This is a genomic window from Pseudomonas sp. Irchel 3H9 (assembly GCF_900187495.1).
Classification (GTDB): domain Bacteria; phylum Pseudomonadota; class Gammaproteobacteria; order Pseudomonadales; family Pseudomonadaceae; genus Aquipseudomonas; species Aquipseudomonas sivasensis.
Genome location: NZ_FYDK01000003.1, coordinates 289,400 through 306,299 on the forward strand (window position 1 = coordinate 289,400; position 16,900 = coordinate 306,299).

Genomic DNA, 16,900 nt, shown 5'->3' on the forward strand with positions numbered 1-16,900 from the left:
CACACTTGGAATGTGTTCGCAGATCAAAATGTGGGAGGGGGCTTGCCCCCGATTGGCCCTCAAGGCAGCCACAAAACCTCTAAATTGGCGACATTTCCTGCGCCAACCCTAGAAACGCCGCCGGCAGGCGAGCACCTTTTCGTTCTTTGAGGCAGTACAGGTACTCCGGAATCTGCGGCGCATTCTCAATGGTCAAGACCCGCAACTGCGGATCATGGGGCACTTCCTGTCGAGCAATGATGCTGATACCGATATTACGCAGCACCGCCTCCCGGATTGACTCGCGACTGCCGATCTCCAGCAACGGCCCATAGCTCACCCCAGCACCCTGCAACATTTCCTCGGTAAGCCGTCGGGTGGTGGAACCTGCTTCGCGCATCAATAAGGTGTGTCCGGCCAGGGCAGTCAATGGCACATGATCAAGCTTGGCCAGGGGATGATTGCGATGCACCGCCAACACCAGAGGATCAGTGCCCAATACGCGGCGGATCAAACGCGGGTCTTCCAGCAACTGCGAAGAGGCGGCGACGTCTACGCGGTACTCGTCCAGCGCTTCGAGTACCTGCTGAGAATTGCCGATGTCCACCGACACCTCCACATGGGGCAGGCGTTCGCGAAAGGCTTTGACCAGGTCGAGGATGTAATACGGCGCTGTCGCGGCAATGCGCAAAGCGCCCTGGAGTTGACCACTGTTGCGCAGGAAAAACTCGATGTCCGCTTCCTGCTGCAACAACGCCTTGACCATCGGCAGCAACCGGGCGCCGTCATCACTGACCGTGAGGCGGCGACCACCGCGGTAGAACAGCTCAACGCCGTACTGGCTTTCCAGGTTTCGGATCTGGGTGGTGACTGTGGGCTGGCTCAGGCCGAGTTTTTTCGCCGCCTGGGTAATGCTGCCCAGGCGGGCGACCATAAAAAACGCCTTCAGCTCAGCACTCAGCACACCGCCCTCTCATCGTTTATTTGCGCAAAAGGCGCAGGCCATTGAACACCACCAGCAGGCTCACGCCCATGTCGGCGAAGACCGCCATCCACATGGTGGCCATCCCCAGGAAAGTGACCGCAAGGAAGATCGCCTTGATCACCAGCGCCAGGGCGATGTTCTGCTTGAGGATACTCGACGTTTGCCGCGACAAACGAATGAATGCCGGTATCTTGCGCAAATCATCGTCCATCAGCGCCACGTCGGCAGTCTCGATGGCAGTGTCGGTACCAGCAGCGGCCATTGCAAAACCGATCTCGGCACGGGCCAGGGCCGGGGCGTCGTTGATGCCGTCGCCGACCATGCCCACCCGGTGGCCTTGGCCGTAGAGGGTTTCGATGGCTTGCAGTTTGTCGGTGGGCAACAGGTCGCCTTGAGCCTGGTCGATGCCGACCTGGGCCGCAATCGCCTGGGCGGTGTGGGTGTTGTCGCCGGTGAGCATCAGGGTTTTGATGCCCAACTCGTGCAATTGCTGAATGGCCTCGCGACTGCTGTCCTTGACGGTATCGGCCACGGCGAACAGCGCCAGGGGGCCGGACTTATCGAGCAGCAACACCACGGACTTTCCTTGCTTCTCCAGCGCGAACAGCTTTTCTTCCAGCTCAGGCGAGCACAGGCCGAGGTCTTCCACCAGACGGTGGTTGCCCAAGTGGTAAGTCTCACCGTTGATATCGCCGCGCACACCACGACCGGCCAGGGCTTCGAAGTTATCCACAACGTGCACCGGCAGGTTTTTATCCACAGCTGCATTCGCAATGGCCAACGACACCGGGTGGTCAGAACGCCCAGCCAAACTGGCGGCGAGGGCCGGTGCGCTGTCCTCGACGTTTGGGAACAACGCCAAGTAATCGGTCTGCACCGGTTTGCCGTGCGTGATGGTGCCGGTCTTGTCCAGCGCCAGGTAGTCGAGCTTGTAACCACCCTCCAGGTACACGCCGCCCTTGATCAGGATGCCTTTGCGCGCCGCCGCCGCCAGGCCGCTGACGATCGTCACCGGAGTGGAGATCACCAACGCGCAGGGGCAGGCAACCACCAGCAGCACCAGGGCGCGGTAGATCCAGTCGAACCAGACACCGGCCATGAACAGCGGCGGAATAATCGCTACACCCAAGGCAAACAGGAAGACGGCCGGGGTGTAGACCTTGGAAAAACTGTCGACGAAGCGCTGGGTCGGAGCCCGTGCGCCTTGTGCTTGCTCGACGGCGTGGATGATCCGCGCCAGTGTGGAGTTATTGGCCGCTGCCGTGACTTTGTATTCCAAGGAGCCGGCTTGGTTGATGGTGCCGGCGAAGACTTTATCGCCCACGGTTTTTTCAATCGGCAGGCTTTCCCCGGTGATCGGCGCCTGGTCGATGGTGGATTGACCTGCGGTGACTTCACCGTCCAGGCCGATGCGCTCGCCGGGTTTAACCCTGACGATGGCGCCCAGTTCGATGCTTTTAACCTCCTGCTCAACCCAGTTACCGTCAGCCTGCTGCACCGTGGCCTGTTCCGGGGTCATCTGCATCAAGCCGCTGATGGCATTGCGCGCACGGTCCAGGGACTTGGCTTCAATCAGCTCGGCGACGGTGAACAGGAACATCACCATGGCGGCTTCCGGCCACTGGCCGATCAGGATCGCGCCCGTCACGGCGATGCTCATTAAGGCGTTGATGTTCAGGTTGAGGTTCTTCAGGGCGATCCAGCCCTTTTTATAGGTGGTGAGGCCGCCGCTGAGGATCGACACCAGCGCCACGAGGGCGATGACCCACGTCGGCGCGGCATTCGTGAAGTGCAGCACTTCGGCGCCCAACGCACCGACGCCGGACAACGCCAACGGCCACCAGTGTTTTTTGGCAGGCGGTTCGGCAGCCGGGGTACCTTCCTCGATCGGGTCGGCCTGCATGCCCAAGGACTTGATGGCATCGATGATCGGCGCGGTACTCGGCAAGTTGTGGGTGACGCCGAGGATGCGGTTGATCAGGTTAAATTCCAATTGCTGCACACCCGCCAACTTGCCCAGTTTGTTCTGGATCAGCGTTTGCTCGGTGGGGCAGTCCATGGCTTCGATGCGGAAGGTGCTGAGGCGCGAGCCGGCGGTGGGCGCTTCGCTCAATTGCACCAACTCGGGTGCTGGAGTGCCGGAACAGCAGGCACCACCGTGGCCGTGGTTATGCACAGGCGTGAGTTTCTTAGGGCCATGATCATGATCGTGATCGTGATCGTGATCGTGATCGTGATCGTGATCGTGATCGTGTTTATGCGGGGTGTGGATGGAGTCGCTCATTCGGTCGCGTCCGTAAAGGTGCCTGTTGCCAAGTAAAGACCCTGTAGCCACTATAGGGTCAAGCACCCATTTGGAGATTGCTGCGATGAAGATCGGCGAATTGGCCAAACTGACTGACTGTCAGGTGGAAACCATCCGTTATTACGAGAAAGAAGGCCTGCTGCCGCCGCCGGCGCGCACCGACGCCAACTACCGCGTGTACACCCAGGCGCACACCGAGCGGCTGATCTTTATCCGCAACTGCCGCAGCCTCGACATGACCCTCGAAGAAATCCGCAGCCTGCTCAGCCTGCGCGACAGTCCACAGGACCAATGCGAAAGCGTGAATGCGTTGGTCGACGAGCATATCCACCATGTGAAAGCGCGGATCGACGGGCTATTGGCGTTGCAGGTGCAGTTGCTGGACTTGCGCCAACGCTGTGGCGGCGGGGATCACTGTGGGATTTTGCAGCAGTTGGAGGTCAGCGGGAGTATGCAGGCCAGCGAGGCTGAGCCCTCACATGTAGGCAGAAGCCACGGCCATTAAACGGGCCAAATGTGAGAGGGCGCTTGCCCCCCGATGGCGGTGGGTCAGTTAAGTATTGGGTGACTGACCCACCGCCATCGGGGGCAAGCCCCCTCCCACATTGGACGGCGTCAGACGCTAGATAGCGACATCGGCCTTGATGCTTGGATCAGCGTCATAGCCCACAATCTCAAAATCTTCGAACTTGTAATCGTAGATCGACGCCGGCTTACGCTTGATCACCAACTCCGGCAGCTTCTTCGGTGTACGCGCCAGTTGGGTCCGGATCTGTTCCATATGGTTGCTGTAGGCATGGGTATCGCCAGTGGTGACGATGATCTCGTGAGGGATCAAGTCGCACTGTTGGGCCAACATATGGGTGAGCAACGCCAGGGCAGCGGTGTTGTACGGCAGACCAAGGAATACGTCGGAGCTGCGGATGTACAACTGCATCGACAGATGGCCGTCATGCACGAACGCCTGGTACAGCAGGTGGCACGGTGGCAGGGCTTGTTTGCCGTTGCGCGCGTTTTCCTGTGGGCTCTTGGTTTCGTCCGGCAGGTATTCGACGTTCCAGCCGTGGAACAGAATGCGACGGCTGTTGGGGTTGGTCTTGAGCGTGTGCACCATGTAGTCGATCTGGTTGATCGTGCCGCCGTCTTTGGTCGGCCAGGCAGTCCACTGCTCGCCGTAGACCGGGCCCAGGTCGCCGTCTTCGGTGGCCCATTCGTCCCAAATCTTCACGCCGTTTTCGTTAAGCCACTTGATATTGGTGTTGCCGCTCAACATCCAGATCAGCTCATTGGCGATGCTTTTGAAGTGAAGCTTCTTGGTGGTCAGCAGCGGGAAGCCGTCGGCCAAGTTATGCCGATACTGACGGGCGAACACGGCCTTGGTGCCGGTGCCGGTGCGATCGCCCTTGGTCAGGCCATTGGTCACGACGTCGTTCAGTAGTTCGAGATATTGCTTCATGTAAGTACCCGTATCGTTGAAGCCGGAGCCCGCTCGCAGGCCCCGGCATTCGAATTTAAAGCGCGGTGTTCTTCAGCGGTTGCGGGCGATTGTACGCCCACCACAGCAGGCCCAGCCCCACGAGGATCATCGGGATGCTCAACACCTGACCCATGGTCAGCCAGCCCCACGCCAGGTAACCCAACTGCGCATCCGGCACACGTACGAACTCGACGACGAAACGGAAGATGCCGTAAAACAGCGCGAACATGCCGGAAACGGCCATGGTCGGGCGTGGTTTGCGCGAGAAAATGTACAGAATGAGGAACAGTGCCACACCTTCCAGTGCGAACTGGTATAGCTGCGACGGATGGCGCGGCAGTTGTGCCGGGTCGCTGAAGGGCGGGAACACCATGGCCCACGGCACGTCGGTCGGCTTGCCCCAGAGCTCGGCGTTGATGAAGTTACCGATACGCCCGGCGCCCAGGCCAATCGGCACCAGCGGCGCAACGAAGTCCATCAGTTGGAAGAACGACTTGCCATTGCGGCGGCCGAACCACCAGGCAGCAATCATTACGCCGATAAACCCGCCGTGGAACGCCATGCCGCCCTTCCACACTTCGAAAATCAGTGTCGGATTGGCGATGTAGGCGGACAGATCGTAGAACAGCACATACCCCAGACGCCCGCCGACGATGACCCCCATGGACAGCCAGAAGACCATGTCGGAGAGTTTCTCCTTGGTCCAGGTCGGGTCGAAACGGTTCAGGCGGCGGGAGGCCAGCAGCCAGGCGCCGCCGATGCCGATCAGGTACATCAACCCGTACCAGTGGATTTTCAGCGGACCGATGGCCAGAGCCACCGGGTCGATCTGCGGGTAAGGCAGCATTGCGACTCCTCGTTAAATCATGCGTTATGGCGACCGGACCATGCCCGGGCGCGATTAAGTCTGCGTTACAGCAAAAAGTTTAAGCCCACGCAAAACAGCAAGCCGGCGAACAACCGCTTGAGCAACCGCGGCGACAACCGATGCGCCAGGCGTGCGCCAAAGCGGGCAAACACCATGCTGGTCAGGGCAATGCCCAGCAGCGCCGGTAAATACACGAACCCTAGACTATGAGCGGGCAACAGCGGGTCATGCCAGCCCAGAATCATGAAACTTAATGCACTGGCCAGGGCAATCGGCAGGCCACAGGCGGACGAGGTGGCCACCGCCTGTTGCATCGGCACGCTGCGCCAGGTCAAAAACGGCACGGTCAGCGAGCCGCCGCCGATGCCGAAAATGGCCGAAGCCCAGCCAATCACCGTACCGGCCAGGGTCAGGCCGACCTTGCCTGGCACCGTTCGACTGGCCTTGGGCTTAACCTCCAGGGCCAGTTGCACGGCGATGATCAGCGCGAACACGCCAATGATCTTCTGCAAATGCGGACCGGAAATCGCCTCGGCGGTCAGCGCACCGAAACCTGCACCGATCAGGATGCCCACGGTCATCCACACAAAGATCGGCCAACGCACCGCGCCACGTCGGTGGTGCTCACGCACGGCATTGACCGAGGTAAAGATGATCGTCGCCAAGGATGTGCCTACGGCCAAGTGAGTCAGCACCTGCGGGTCGAAGCCCTGCAAGGTGAAGCTGAACACCAGCACCGGCACGATAATGATCCCGCCGCCCACGCCAAACAGCCCGGCGAGCACACCCGCACAGGCGCCCAGCAGCAAATACAGCAGAAATTCCATGGGAGCCCCCGAATCAAGTCCGGCATGTTAACGGATGGAAGGCATGCGGCCCAACTGGATACGATGGAACACCGCTGCCGGTGTGGGTAGAGTGGCAAAAAACACAAAAGGGAATCGCCTGATGTGCCTGATTGTTTTCGCCTGGCGGCCGGGCCACGCCCAACCGCTGATCGTCGCGGCCAACCGTGACGAGTTCTATGCCCGCCCCAGTCTGCCGCTGGCCCAGTGGCCGGACGTGCCCGAAATCTATGCCGGTCGCGATCAGGAAGCAGGCGGCACTTGGCTTGGCGTGAATGCCGATGGGCGATTTGCTGCCCTGACCAATATCCGTGATCCCCACCAACCGCCGGCACGAAAGTCACGCGGCGAACTGGTCGCGCGGTTCCTCAGTGGTTCACTGCCCATTGACGACTACTTGGCCGACGTTAACGGCCGATCGATTGAATACGCCGGGTTTAACCTGCTGGTGGGCACGCGGGATGAGTTGTGGCATTACAACGCCAATCACACCGAGCCCACGCAGTTGAAAGCGGGCGTGTACGGGTTATCCAACGCAGGGCTGGATACGCCTTGGCCGAAACTGCTTAAGGCCAAAGCTGCGCTGAGTGAGTTGCTGAACAATCCGCAACCCGAAGCGCTACTGGAGATTCTGAGCGATCCGCAGATCGCGCCCTTTGCTGAGTTGCCGGATACCGGCGTGGGGTTGGCGACTGAAAGCCTGTTATCGAGCGTATTTATCGCCAGCCCAAGTTATGGAACACGGGCGAGTACGGCGCTGATTGTAAATGCCGATGGCACGCGGCGGATGGTGGAGCGTAGCTTTGGGCCCCATGGTGGCCGACTCGGGGAAGTCGAACTCACGCTCTAGACACACCACAAAACCAATGTGGGAGGGGGCTTGCTCCCGATGGCAGTGTGTCAGTCAGAATATCTGGTACTGACACACCGCCATCGGGAGCAAGCCCCCTCCCACATTTTTGATCGGCGCCAGGCGTTAGAGGGTCTTGGCAGAGGCCGGATTGATCATCCGTGTCAGCCCAAGGTTCTTCAGCGCCAATTGCAGCGAGCTGTGGATAACTTGCGGGTTGTCGATGGTCATCAACTCCGCCAGCAGATCCTTGGCCATACTCAGCTCGACTTGGCGCAACATCCACTTCACCTTCGGCAAGTTGGTGGCGTTCATCGACAGGCTGTCAAAGCCCATCGCCATCAACAGCACCGCCGCCGCCGGATCACCAGCCATTTCACCGCAGATGCTCACCGGCTTGCCTTCGGCATGGGCGTCGCGCACTACGTGTTGCAGCGCTTGCAGCACCGCCGGGTGCAGATAGTCGTAGAGATCCGCTACCCGTGGGTTGTTGCGGTCCACGGCCAGCAGGTATTGGGTCAGGTCGTTGGAGCCTACCGACAGGAAGTCCACCTGCCGCGCCAGTTCTTTGGCCTGGTACACCGCCGCTGGAATTTCGATCATGACGCCAATCGGCGGCATCGGTACGTCAGCGCCTTCGTCGCGCACCTCGCCCCAGGCGCGGTGGATCAAATGCAGCGCCTCCTCCAGCTCATGAGTGCCGGAGATCATCGGCAACAGGATGCGCAGGTTGTTCAGGCCTTCGCTGGCCTTAAGCATGGCGCGAGTCTGTACGAGGAAAATTTCCGGGTGGTCGAGCGTGACGCGAATGCCGCGCCAGCCGAGGAAGGGGTTGTCTTCCTTGATCGGAAAATACGACAGTGACTTGTCGCCGCCAATGTCCAGGCTGCGCATGGTCACCGGCAACGGGTGGAAGGCTTGCAGTTGCTCGCGATAAATCGCCAGCTGCTCCTTCTCACTCGGGAAACGCTGGTTGATCATGAACGGCACTTCGGTGCGGTACAGCCCCACGCCCTCGGCACCGCGCTGCTGCGCCCGGGCCACGTCGGCAAGCAGTCCGGTATTCACCAACAGCGGTACTCGGTGACCATCAGTGGTCACGCACGGCAACTCGCGCAATGAATCCAGGCCCAGCGCCAGTTGTTTCTCTTCTTCCACCACTTCGGCGTATTGCTTGCGCAGCACGTCGCTGGGGTTGGTGAAGACTTCACCACGATGGCCATCGACGATCATGTCGATGCCGTCGACCTTGGAGTACGGCAGGTCCACCAGGCCCATCACCGTCGGAATGCCCATGGCGCGGGCCAGGATCGCGACGTGGGAGTTACCCGAACCGAGAACCGAGACCAAGCCCACCAGTTTGCCTTCCGGCACTTCGCCGAGCATGGTGGCGGTCAGTTCTTCACTGATCAGGATGGTGTTGTCGGGGTAGACCAGGTTGGTGGTGCGGTCTTCCTGCAGGTAAGCCAGCAGACGGCGACCCAGGTCGCGCACATCCGAGGCACGCTCGCGCAGGTAGGCGTCGTCCATCAATTCGAAACGGTTGACGTGATCAGTGACCACTTGGCGCAGTGCGCCCTGGGCCCATTGACCGGTCTTGATCACGGTTTTGACTTCGTTCCCGAGGGACGCGTCGTCGAGCATCATCTGGTAAACGTCGAACAGCGCACGTTCTTCAGGGCGCAGCTGGGTGGCCAGCTTTGTCGACAGGTTGCGCATGTCGGCGCGCACGCCTTCCAGGGCGGTCTTGAACAGTTTGATTTCGGCGTCGATGTCGTTGACGGTCTTGTCCGGCACCACATCGAGGTCGGCCGGTGGCAGCATGACCACCGCCGTACCGACGGCAGCACCCGGCGAACCCGGTACGCCGACGAACTTGGCTTCCTGGATGCCCTTGCCCTGACGGCCCAGGCCGCGAATCGAACCCGTGGCCTCGGCGTGGGCAATAACCCCGGCGAGCTGCGCGCTCATGGTCACGAGGAAGGCTTCTTCACCTTCGTCGAACTGGCGGCGTTCTTTTTGCTGGATGACCAACACGCCGACAACGCGGCGGTGGTGAATGATCGGTGCGCCGAGGAATGACGCGTAGCGCTCTTCGCCGGTTTCGGCAAAGTAGCGATAACGCGGGTGATCGGCCGCGTTTTCAAGGTTGAGGGGTTCTTCACGCGTCCCCACCAGGCCCACCAGACCTTCATTGGGCGCCATGCTGACTTTGCCGATGGAGCGCTTGTTCAAGCCCTCCGTGGCCATCAGCACAAAACGGTTGGTCTCTGGGTCCAGCAGGTAAACCGAGCAGACCTGGCTGCCCATGGCTTCCTTGACGCGCAATACAATAATCCCCAACGCCGCCTTGAGATCCTTGGCGGAGTTAACTTCCTGGACGATCTTGCGCAGCGTATTGAGCATGGCTCGGGGTCGAACTCCGTCGTCAGTCGCGCGCTAAAAGGCGCGGGGCAAGCTCTTTGAGAGCGCGACGATAAACCTCGCGCTTGAATGTCACCACCTGGCCCAACGGGTACCAATAGCTGACCCAACGCCAGCCATCGAACTCCGGTTTACCGGTCAAATCCATCCGCACCCGCTGCTCGTTGGAGATCAGGCGCAGGAGAAACCATTTCTGCTTCTGGCCGATGCACAGCGGTTGGCTGTGGGTACGCACCAGGCGTTGCGGCAAACGATAGCGCAACCAGCCACGGGTACAGGCCAGAATCTGCACATCTTCGCGCTCAAGGCCGACTTCTTCGTTCAACTCACGGTACAAGGCGTCTTCAGGGGTTTCGTCGGGGTTGATTCCGCCTTGAGGAAACTGCCAGGCATCTTGGTTGATTCGGCGAGCCCATAGCACCTGTCCGGCATCATTCGTAAGAATAATCCCGACATTAGGACGGAAACCATCGGGGTCGATCACGGCAACAACCTCGCAAACGCATGTCGCCGCATTGTTCCACAAAGGTTGCGCAAGCGGCAACGAGGCTTCTTAGCTTATGTGCACTCTTGTGAAAAGACCGTATTCTGGACGCCTTTTTACAGACTTTTCAGCGAGTAACTGCAATGCGCCTGGCTTTATTCGACTTGGACAACACCCTTATCGGCGGTGACAGCGACCACGCGTGGGGCGATTACCTGTGCGAACGCGGGATTCTCGACCCGGTAGCCTACAAGGCCCGCAACGACGAGTTCTATCAGGACTACTTGGCCGGCAAGCTGGACAACGCCGCCTACCTGAATTTCTGCCTGGAAATCCTCGGCCGCACCGAAATGGCCCAACTGGATGAGTGGCACAACGACTATATGCGCGACTGCATCGAGCCGATCATGCTGCCACTGGCCGTCGAACTGCTGGCCAAGCACCGCGCCGCTGGCGACAAGCTGGTGATCATCACCGCCACCAACCGTTTCGTCACCGCGCCAATTGCCGCACGCCTGGGCGTTGAAACCCTCATCGCCACCGAGTGCGAAATGGAAAATGGCCGATACACCGGGCGCAGCACTGACGTGCCGTGCTTCCGAGAAGGCAAGGTGACGCGCTTGAATCGTTGGTTGGAAGAAACGGGGTATAGCCTGGAAGACAGCTACTTCTATAGCGACTCGATGAATGACCTGCCGCTATTGGAACAAGTGACGCATCCGGTGGCGGTGGATCCGGATCCGAATCTGCGCGCTGAAGCCGAGAAGCGTGGTTGGCCGGTGATTACGCTGCGTAGCGAGTAACCGTGGTGAGCGGGCTTGTCCCGCGCTGGGCTGCGAAGCAGCCCCAAAACCTGCCAACCGGTCTTATCAGGAAAAATGCGGGCCTTTGTCAGGGCCGCTTCGCAGCTCAGCGCGGGACAAGCCCGCTCACCACAGAAGCCCTCACCGCGTTAAACCGGCTTGGCGCCCATGAGCCCGGCAATCGCCACAAACCCCACCAGGCTCACCACCGCCAGCACCAGGGTGAAATTCAGGCTGCCGCCCTCGCCTTTGCGCAGGCGATTGAGCCGTGCCACCAGCCAGAACCACGCCAGCGCCGCCACGGTGTAGAGAATGCTGGAGCCCAGAATCCAGGTCTGCCCCAATGGCCAGCCGACTAGGTGCACCAGCCACCAGCCGGTGAACGGCATGCTCACCATACAAATACCCATCAGCAACCACACAAACGCCCACGGGCGCTGCACGGTGACGGCTGGGCCGGCGCTGCGTTTACGCCAGGCCAGTAGCGCCAAGCCAAGGCCGCTGAGCAACAACACCACGGTGGCCGCGATGTGGACAACTTTCAGGGTGATCAGGGTTTCCATGTTTCGTATTCCTTAGAGGCTGCCCCCAATCAGCGTAGTCGCTCAACCGAGGAACAGTTTGTAGGCCGGGTTATCACTTTCATCCCAATACGGGTAGCCAATCGCCTCCAGCGCTGCCGGTACCAGGTGACGTTCGTTCGCCGGCACTTGCAGGCCGGCGACCACACGACCATCAGCCGCGCCGTGGTTGCGATAGTGGAACATCGAGATATTCCAGCGCCCGCCCAACTTGTTAAGAAAGTTGAACAGCGCCCCCGGACGCTCCGGGAACTCAAAGCGAAACACCACTTCATTGCTGACGTGCGCGGCATGCCCACCGACCATATGGCGGATGTGCAGCTTGGCCAGTTCGTTCTCGGTCAGGTCCAGCACCGGGAAACCCTGCTCGGTGAGGCTGGCGATCAGCGCGCTGCGCGGGTCGGTTTCCGGGTGGGTCTGCACGCCGACAAAGATGTGCGCCTCGCTGCCGGAGTGGTAGCGGTAGTTAAATTCGGTGATCTGGCGCTTGCCCACGGCCTCGCAGAACGCTTTGAAACTGCCCGGTTTCTCAGGAATGGTCACGGCGATGATGGCTTCACGGCCTTCACCCAACTCAGCGCGCTCAGCCACGTGGCGCAGGCGGTCGAAATTGACGTTGGCCCCGGAGTCGATGGCAACGAACGTCTGGCCGCTGACACCACGGGTCTCAACGTACTTCTTGATCCCGGCCACACCCAACGCGCCTGCTGGCTCGGTGATGGAGCGGGTATCGTCGTAGATGTCCTTGATCGCCGCACAGATTTCATCGGTGCTCACGGTGATCACTTCGTCGACATAGTCTTTGCAGATTTCAAAGGTGTGCTGGCCGATCTGCGCCACCGCCACGCCGTCGGCAAAGATCCCAACCGTCGGCAAGACCACGCGCTCACCCGCGGCCATGGCAGCTTGCAGGCAGTTGGAGTCGTCCGGCTCGACGCCGATGACCTTGATTTCCGGGCGCAGGTATTTCACGTACGCCGCGATGCCCGCGATCAAACCACCGCCACCCACGGGTACGAAGATCGCATCCAGCGGCCCTGGATGCTGGCGCAGAATCTCCATCGCCACGGTGCCCTGCCCGGCAATGGTGTGCGGATCATCGTAGGGGTGAATGTAGACGTAGCCTTTCTCGTCGACCAGTTTCAGCGAGTAGGCCAGCGCCTCTGGGAAAGAGTCGCCATGCAGCACCACTTTACCGCCGCGAGAGCGCACGCCTTCGACCTTGATCTCAGGGGTGGTCTTGGGCATCACAATAGTGGCCTTGACCCCCAGCACCTTGGCCGCCAGGGCCAGGCCCTGCGCATGGTTGCCCGCCGACGCCGTGACTACGCCGCGTGCGCGCTCTTCAGCCGTCAACTGAGTCAGCTTGTTGTACGCGCCGCGAATCTTGAACGAGAACACCGGCTGCAAGTCTTCGCGCTTGAGCCAGACCTTGTTGCCCAGCCGCTCGGAGAGCTGGCGGGCGGTCTGCAGCGGGGTTTCTACGGCAACGTCGTAAACGCGCGAGGTGAGGATCTTTTTGACGTACTGTTCAAGCATCGGCGGGAATCACTGGGCGAGTTGGGCAGGGCCGAGGAGTCTAACCCGGCTTTTGGCCGTACGACCACACGAATCCCGAGGTTTTGTTGGGTTATACTCGCGCCCCTCTTTACTCCCCGCCCGTTCCGGAGCCCGCATGACCCAGGATCAACTCAAACAGGCAGTGGCCCAGGCCGCTGTCGATTTAATCCTTCCTAAACTCGACGACAAAAGCATCGTCGGTGTCGGCACCGGCTCCACTGCCAACTGCTTTATCGATGCGCTGGCCCAGCACAAGGGCGCGTTCGATGGCGCCGTGGCCAGCTCCGAAGCCACTGCCGCACGCCTGAAAGGCCATGGCATTCCGGTGTACGAGCTCAACACCGTGAGCGACCTGGAGTTCTATGTCGACGGCGCCGATGAGAGCGATGCGCACCTGAACCTGATCAAGGGCGGCGGCGCAGCCCTGACTCGCGAGAAGATCGTCGCGGCCGTGGCCAAGACCTTCATCTGCATCGCCGACGCCAGCAAGCTGGTACCGGTCCTCGGCGCATTCCCGCTGCCGGTGGAAGTCATCCCGATGGCCCGCAGCCACGTGGCCCGCGAGCTGGTGAAGCTGGGCGGCGATCCGGTGTACCGCGAAGGCGTGCTGACCGACAACGGCAACATCATCCTCGACGTATTCAATATGCAGATCACCAATCCGGTGGAGCTTGAAACGCAGATCAATGCCATCGTCGGCGTGGTCACCAACGGCCTGTTCGCTGCGCGTCCGGCGGATGTGCTGCTCTTGGGCACTTCCGAAGGCGTGAAAACCCTCAAGGCCTGAGGACACCACCAATCCAATGTGGGAGGGGGCCTGCCCCCGAATGGCGGTGTGTCAGGGACTGGGTTTCTTGAACACGTAGAACAGGTTCGGCTCGCTGACCAGGTACAACGTACCTTCGTCGTCCATGGCGATCCCTTCGGCCTGAGGCACACGTTTTTTCAGGCCATGGCGCCCATTGAGTAGAGAAAGACTGCTCAATGGGCGACCGTCGATATCCAGTTCCAACACCAAAAATGACTCATCCGACAGCGCCAGCAGATGGCCGCTGCGCTCGTCGTATTGCAGGCTCGACAGATCGCGTACAAACAGCCCGGCGTCACGCTTGGGGTTATTGATCACGTGCACCGAGTAGGTTTTTTCCGGCTTGAAATGAGGAAACCCGTGGACCTCATAGATCAACATCGGATCGCGCTCCTTGGCCACGAACAGGCGCTTGCCCACTGAGTCATAGGCCAGCCCCTCAAAGCCCTTGTTGCCACCTACATGCAGGCCCAGGGTCATTTGCTCTGCATCTGCGGCGTCGAGGAACTGGGTGTCGTCGTCAACATGCACCTTGATCAGGCGCTGTTGGCGTTCATCGGTGATGACGTAGATGTTGTCGCTGATGAACTCCACGGCCTCGGCATCACCAAATCCCACCAAGGGAATGCGCCGCAGGATCTTGCCGTCCAGCGACAACTCGATCAGTTCGGCGTTTTGATTGGTCACGGTAAACAGGCTTTTGCGCACAGGGTCATAGGTGAGTGCCGAGACATCGTCATCGAGCCCCTCGATGACTTGGGCCTCCAGCGTTACCCGGTAATCGGCGAGGCCAATGGAACGCTCATCGGCGGGATGACGCCATGTCTGCCAATTGAACCAAGCGCGCTCGAACAAGCGAAAGTGCTGCCCAGCGACCCCGGCGCAGATCAGGGCGATCAGCACGAACAGAAAAAGAATGGGCTTGGGGCGGGCAAGTCGGCGCATTGGGCGGGCTCAAAATCAAAAGTGGCGAATGAATATCACGCCTGTCTGAATTTAAACTTAAACGCGCCCGGATGTCTGGCGAATGCCGCTGATAGAGAAATATCCGACGTAACTGGTCGATTATTTCTGCTTTTCGAAACGATAGAACAGATTCGGCTCACTCACTATGTACAGAGTGCCTTCCTCATCCATGGTCACCCCTTCCGCACGAGGAATGGTTTTGTTGAGACCATTGAAGCCGCCCAGCAAGGTCATGAAGCTGACTTGTTCGCCCTTCTCGTCCAGCTCCAGCAACAGGTGAGAGTCGGCCGAAAGCGCAAGGAGGTGGCCGGTGCGCGGATCGACAGCCAGGGCCGAGAGGTTGCGCATATCCAGTTCTTTGCTGGCGAGTTTTTGTTTATCACCGTTCAGGATCTGGCTGCCGTCGCTTTTCCAGGTAAACAACGCCGGCGGGCGCTCTTCGCCCAACACCAGTTGCTGGTTGCGCTTGTCCCAGGTGATCGCCTCAAAAGCTTTGTTCTGATCTTTGGACGGGCCCAGGTCGTAGGCCTGGAAATCAGCCTTGTTCAACTGTTGGGTCGTCGCGTCGACCTTGACGATGGTCAGGCTGTGCTGGCGCTCGTCGACCACTGCCATCAGCCCATTTTCCAGCACCGTTACGCCTTCCGGATTTTCCCAGCCATTGAGCGGCATTTTGCGCAACACATCGCCTTGCAGGCTCAACTCAACGAGGAACGGGTTTTTGCCCATGACGGAAAACAGCGTTTTGGTCTGCGGGTTGTAGGCGACGTCCGAGGCTTCGTCCTTCTCCATTCCCGGCAACACCTTGGCGTCGATGACCGCGTGGTAGTCCGGCAGCCATACGCTTTCACTGCGCTCGGTGGGCGTCTCGAAGCGCTCCAGCACCCACAGCACGCCGCGGTCATCCCAATGCATGGCCCAGGCAACGCCATAAAAGATGGCCCCCGCCAGAAACAGCCAGGAATACCAGCGCAGGGCAAAACGGGAACGCGGCTTGGGTGTGGCGGAGGGCAGGGACACGGCCATGGGGCGCTTTTTCCGGAAAGTCAGCGTTAGGTGATAGCACAGGATCGACGGGCCCGCGCTCTGGAGGCTGGGGATTATCCGGATGGCGTGTGAAAAAAATGCAAAAACCCGGGGCTTTACCGGCCGACACAACTCCAATGTGGGAGGGGGCTTGCCCCCGATAGCAGCGCGTCAGTCAACATCCACTTAACTGATACACCGCCATCGGAGGCAAGCCCCCTCCCACAGGTTTGACCGCGTTGGCCAGGTGCTTATCGAACGCTGCTGTCGAAGCGATTCACGCCCGCCAACTCCAACACCAACTCATCACCCACATTCAGCGGACCCACGCCAGCCGGGGTGCCGGTGAGAATCACATCACCAGCCTGCAGCGAGAAGCAGCCGGCCATGTGCTGGATCATCGGGATGATCGGGTTGAGCATCTGCGAGCTGTTGCCGTCCTGGCGCACTTCGCCGTTGATGGTCAGGCGAATGCCGATATCGGTCACGTCCGGGAAAGTGCTGCCCACCACGAACGGTGCGATCACTGCCGCGCCGTCGAAGGATTTGGCAATTTCCCACGGCAGGCCCTTGGCTTTCAGCTCGGCCTGTTTGTCACGCAGTGTCAGGTCCAGGGCCGCGGCGAAGCCGGAGATGGCGTCCAGCACTTCTTCACGGCTTGGCTTGTTCGACAACGGCTTGCCGATCAATACCGCGATTTCCGCTTCGTAGTGCACCGAGCCACGGTCGGCAGGGATGGCAAAACCGCCTTCCAGCGCCACGACACAGCTGCCGGGCTTGATGAACAGCAACGGTTCGGTCGGCACTGGATTATCCAGTTCCTTGGCATGTTCGGCGTAGTTACGGCCAATGCACACCACTTTACCCACCGGGAAGTGGATGTTGGTGCCGTCGACATACTTGTGCTGGTAGCTCATGGAACGACTCCTTCGGGGGGCG

The 16,900-nt window shown here is 60.1% G+C and carries 16 protein-coding genes; 4 read left to right on the top strand and 12 right to left on the bottom strand.

Features of this window, described 5'->3' with window-relative positions; all coding sequences use genetic code 11:
- Positions 1–79: 79 nt before the first annotated feature.
- Positions 80–943 carry a LysR family transcriptional regulator gene (locus CKW32_RS13080; RefSeq protein ID WP_032884193.1) on the bottom strand — a complete coding sequence of 288 codons (864 nt, stop codon included), beginning with the start codon at positions 941–943 and terminating at the stop codon, positions 80–82.
- A 16-nt stretch (positions 944–959) separates the two neighbouring features.
- A complete protein-coding gene (locus tag CKW32_RS13085; RefSeq protein ID WP_095185151.1) occupies positions 960–3,248 on the bottom strand; it encodes a heavy metal translocating P-type ATPase in 2,289 nt (762 codons plus the stop codon).
- A gap of 85 nt (positions 3,249–3,333) precedes the next feature.
- Here CKW32_RS13085 and cadR point away from each other — a divergent pair, with 85 nt between their 5' ends.
- On the top strand, positions 3,334–3,774 hold the full coding sequence (cadR, locus tag CKW32_RS13090) for a Cd(II)/Pb(II)-responsive transcriptional regulator (protein WP_032884195.1): 441 nt from the start codon (positions 3,334–3,336) through the stop codon (positions 3,772–3,774).
- A gap of 117 nt (positions 3,775–3,891) precedes the next feature.
- On the opposite strand, the gene CKW32_RS13095 is transcribed toward cadR, so the two are convergent.
- The 3 genes from CKW32_RS13095 to CKW32_RS13105 all read right to left on the bottom strand — a co-directional run bounded on the left by CKW32_RS13095 (position 3,892) and on the right by CKW32_RS13105 (position 6,441).
- Positions 3,892–4,725, bottom strand: coding sequence for a thymidylate synthase (locus CKW32_RS13095; RefSeq protein WP_015886389.1), 834 nt, complete (start codon positions 4,723–4,725; stop codon positions 3,892–3,894).
- Positions 4,726–4,780: 55 nt separating this feature from the next.
- Positions 4,781–5,593 (bottom strand): prolipoprotein diacylglyceryl transferase, encoded by an 813-nt coding sequence (gene lgt / locus CKW32_RS13100; RefSeq protein WP_095185152.1) that lies wholly within the window; start codon positions 5,591–5,593, stop codon positions 4,781–4,783.
- A gap of 65 nt (positions 5,594–5,658) precedes the next feature.
- Positions 5,659–6,441, bottom strand: coding sequence for a sulfite exporter TauE/SafE family protein (locus CKW32_RS13105; RefSeq protein ID WP_032884198.1), 783 nt, complete (start codon positions 6,439–6,441; stop codon positions 5,659–5,661).
- A gap of 121 nt (positions 6,442–6,562) precedes the next feature.
- Here CKW32_RS13105 and CKW32_RS13110 point away from each other — a divergent pair, with 121 nt between their 5' ends.
- Entirely contained in the window at positions 6,563–7,309 is a 747-nt protein-coding gene (locus CKW32_RS13110; RefSeq protein WP_032884199.1) for an NRDE family protein, read from the top strand.
- 126 nt (positions 7,310–7,435) lie between these two features.
- On the opposite strand, the gene ptsP is transcribed toward CKW32_RS13110, so the two are convergent.
- Positions 7,436–9,715 (bottom strand): phosphoenolpyruvate--protein phosphotransferase, encoded by a 2,280-nt coding sequence (gene ptsP / locus CKW32_RS13115; RefSeq protein WP_032884201.1) that lies wholly within the window; start codon positions 9,713–9,715, stop codon positions 7,436–7,438.
- A 22-nt stretch (positions 9,716–9,737) separates the two neighbouring features.
- On the bottom strand, positions 9,738–10,217 hold the full coding sequence (locus CKW32_RS13120; protein WP_003176750.1) for an RNA pyrophosphohydrolase: 480 nt from the start codon (positions 10,215–10,217) through the stop codon (positions 9,738–9,740).
- 143 nt (positions 10,218–10,360) lie between these two features.
- On the opposite strand from CKW32_RS13120, the gene CKW32_RS13125 reads away from it, so the two are divergent.
- Positions 10,361–11,020, top strand: coding sequence for an HAD family phosphatase (locus CKW32_RS13125; RefSeq protein ID WP_032884204.1), 660 nt, complete (start codon positions 10,361–10,363; stop codon positions 11,018–11,020).
- 149 nt (positions 11,021–11,169) lie between these two features.
- Here the strand turns inward: CKW32_RS13125 and CKW32_RS13130 are convergent, their stop codons facing one another.
- Entirely contained in the window at positions 11,170–11,583 is a 414-nt protein-coding gene (locus CKW32_RS13130; RefSeq protein ID WP_095185153.1) for a DUF2269 family protein, read from the bottom strand.
- Between the two features lie 42 nt (positions 11,584–11,625).
- Positions 11,626–13,140 (bottom strand): threonine ammonia-lyase, biosynthetic, encoded by a 1,515-nt coding sequence (gene ilvA, locus CKW32_RS13135; RefSeq protein WP_032884206.1) that lies wholly within the window; start codon positions 13,138–13,140, stop codon positions 11,626–11,628.
- A gap of 136 nt (positions 13,141–13,276) precedes the next feature.
- Here ilvA and rpiA point away from each other — a divergent pair, with 136 nt between their 5' ends.
- Positions 13,277–13,948, top strand: a complete 672-nt coding sequence (gene rpiA, locus CKW32_RS13140) for a ribose-5-phosphate isomerase RpiA (RefSeq protein WP_017253881.1) — start codon at positions 13,277–13,279, stop codon at positions 13,946–13,948.
- 51 nt (positions 13,949–13,999) lie between these two features.
- On the opposite strand, the gene CKW32_RS13145 is transcribed toward rpiA, so the two are convergent.
- The 3 genes from CKW32_RS13145 to CKW32_RS13155 all read right to left on the bottom strand — a co-directional run bounded on the left by CKW32_RS13145 (position 14,000) and on the right by CKW32_RS13155 (position 16,878).
- Entirely contained in the window at positions 14,000–14,914 is a 915-nt protein-coding gene (locus CKW32_RS13145) for an SdiA-regulated domain-containing protein (RefSeq protein WP_032884208.1), read from the bottom strand.
- A gap of 120 nt (positions 14,915–15,034) precedes the next feature.
- Positions 15,035–15,961 (bottom strand): SdiA-regulated domain-containing protein, encoded by a 927-nt coding sequence (locus tag CKW32_RS13150; RefSeq protein WP_095185154.1) that lies wholly within the window; start codon positions 15,959–15,961, stop codon positions 15,035–15,037.
- 251 nt (positions 15,962–16,212) lie between these two features.
- Positions 16,213–16,878, bottom strand: a complete 666-nt coding sequence (locus tag CKW32_RS13155) for a fumarylacetoacetate hydrolase family protein (RefSeq protein ID WP_095185155.1) — start codon at positions 16,876–16,878, stop codon at positions 16,213–16,215.
- Positions 16,879–16,900: the final 22 nt, after the last annotated feature.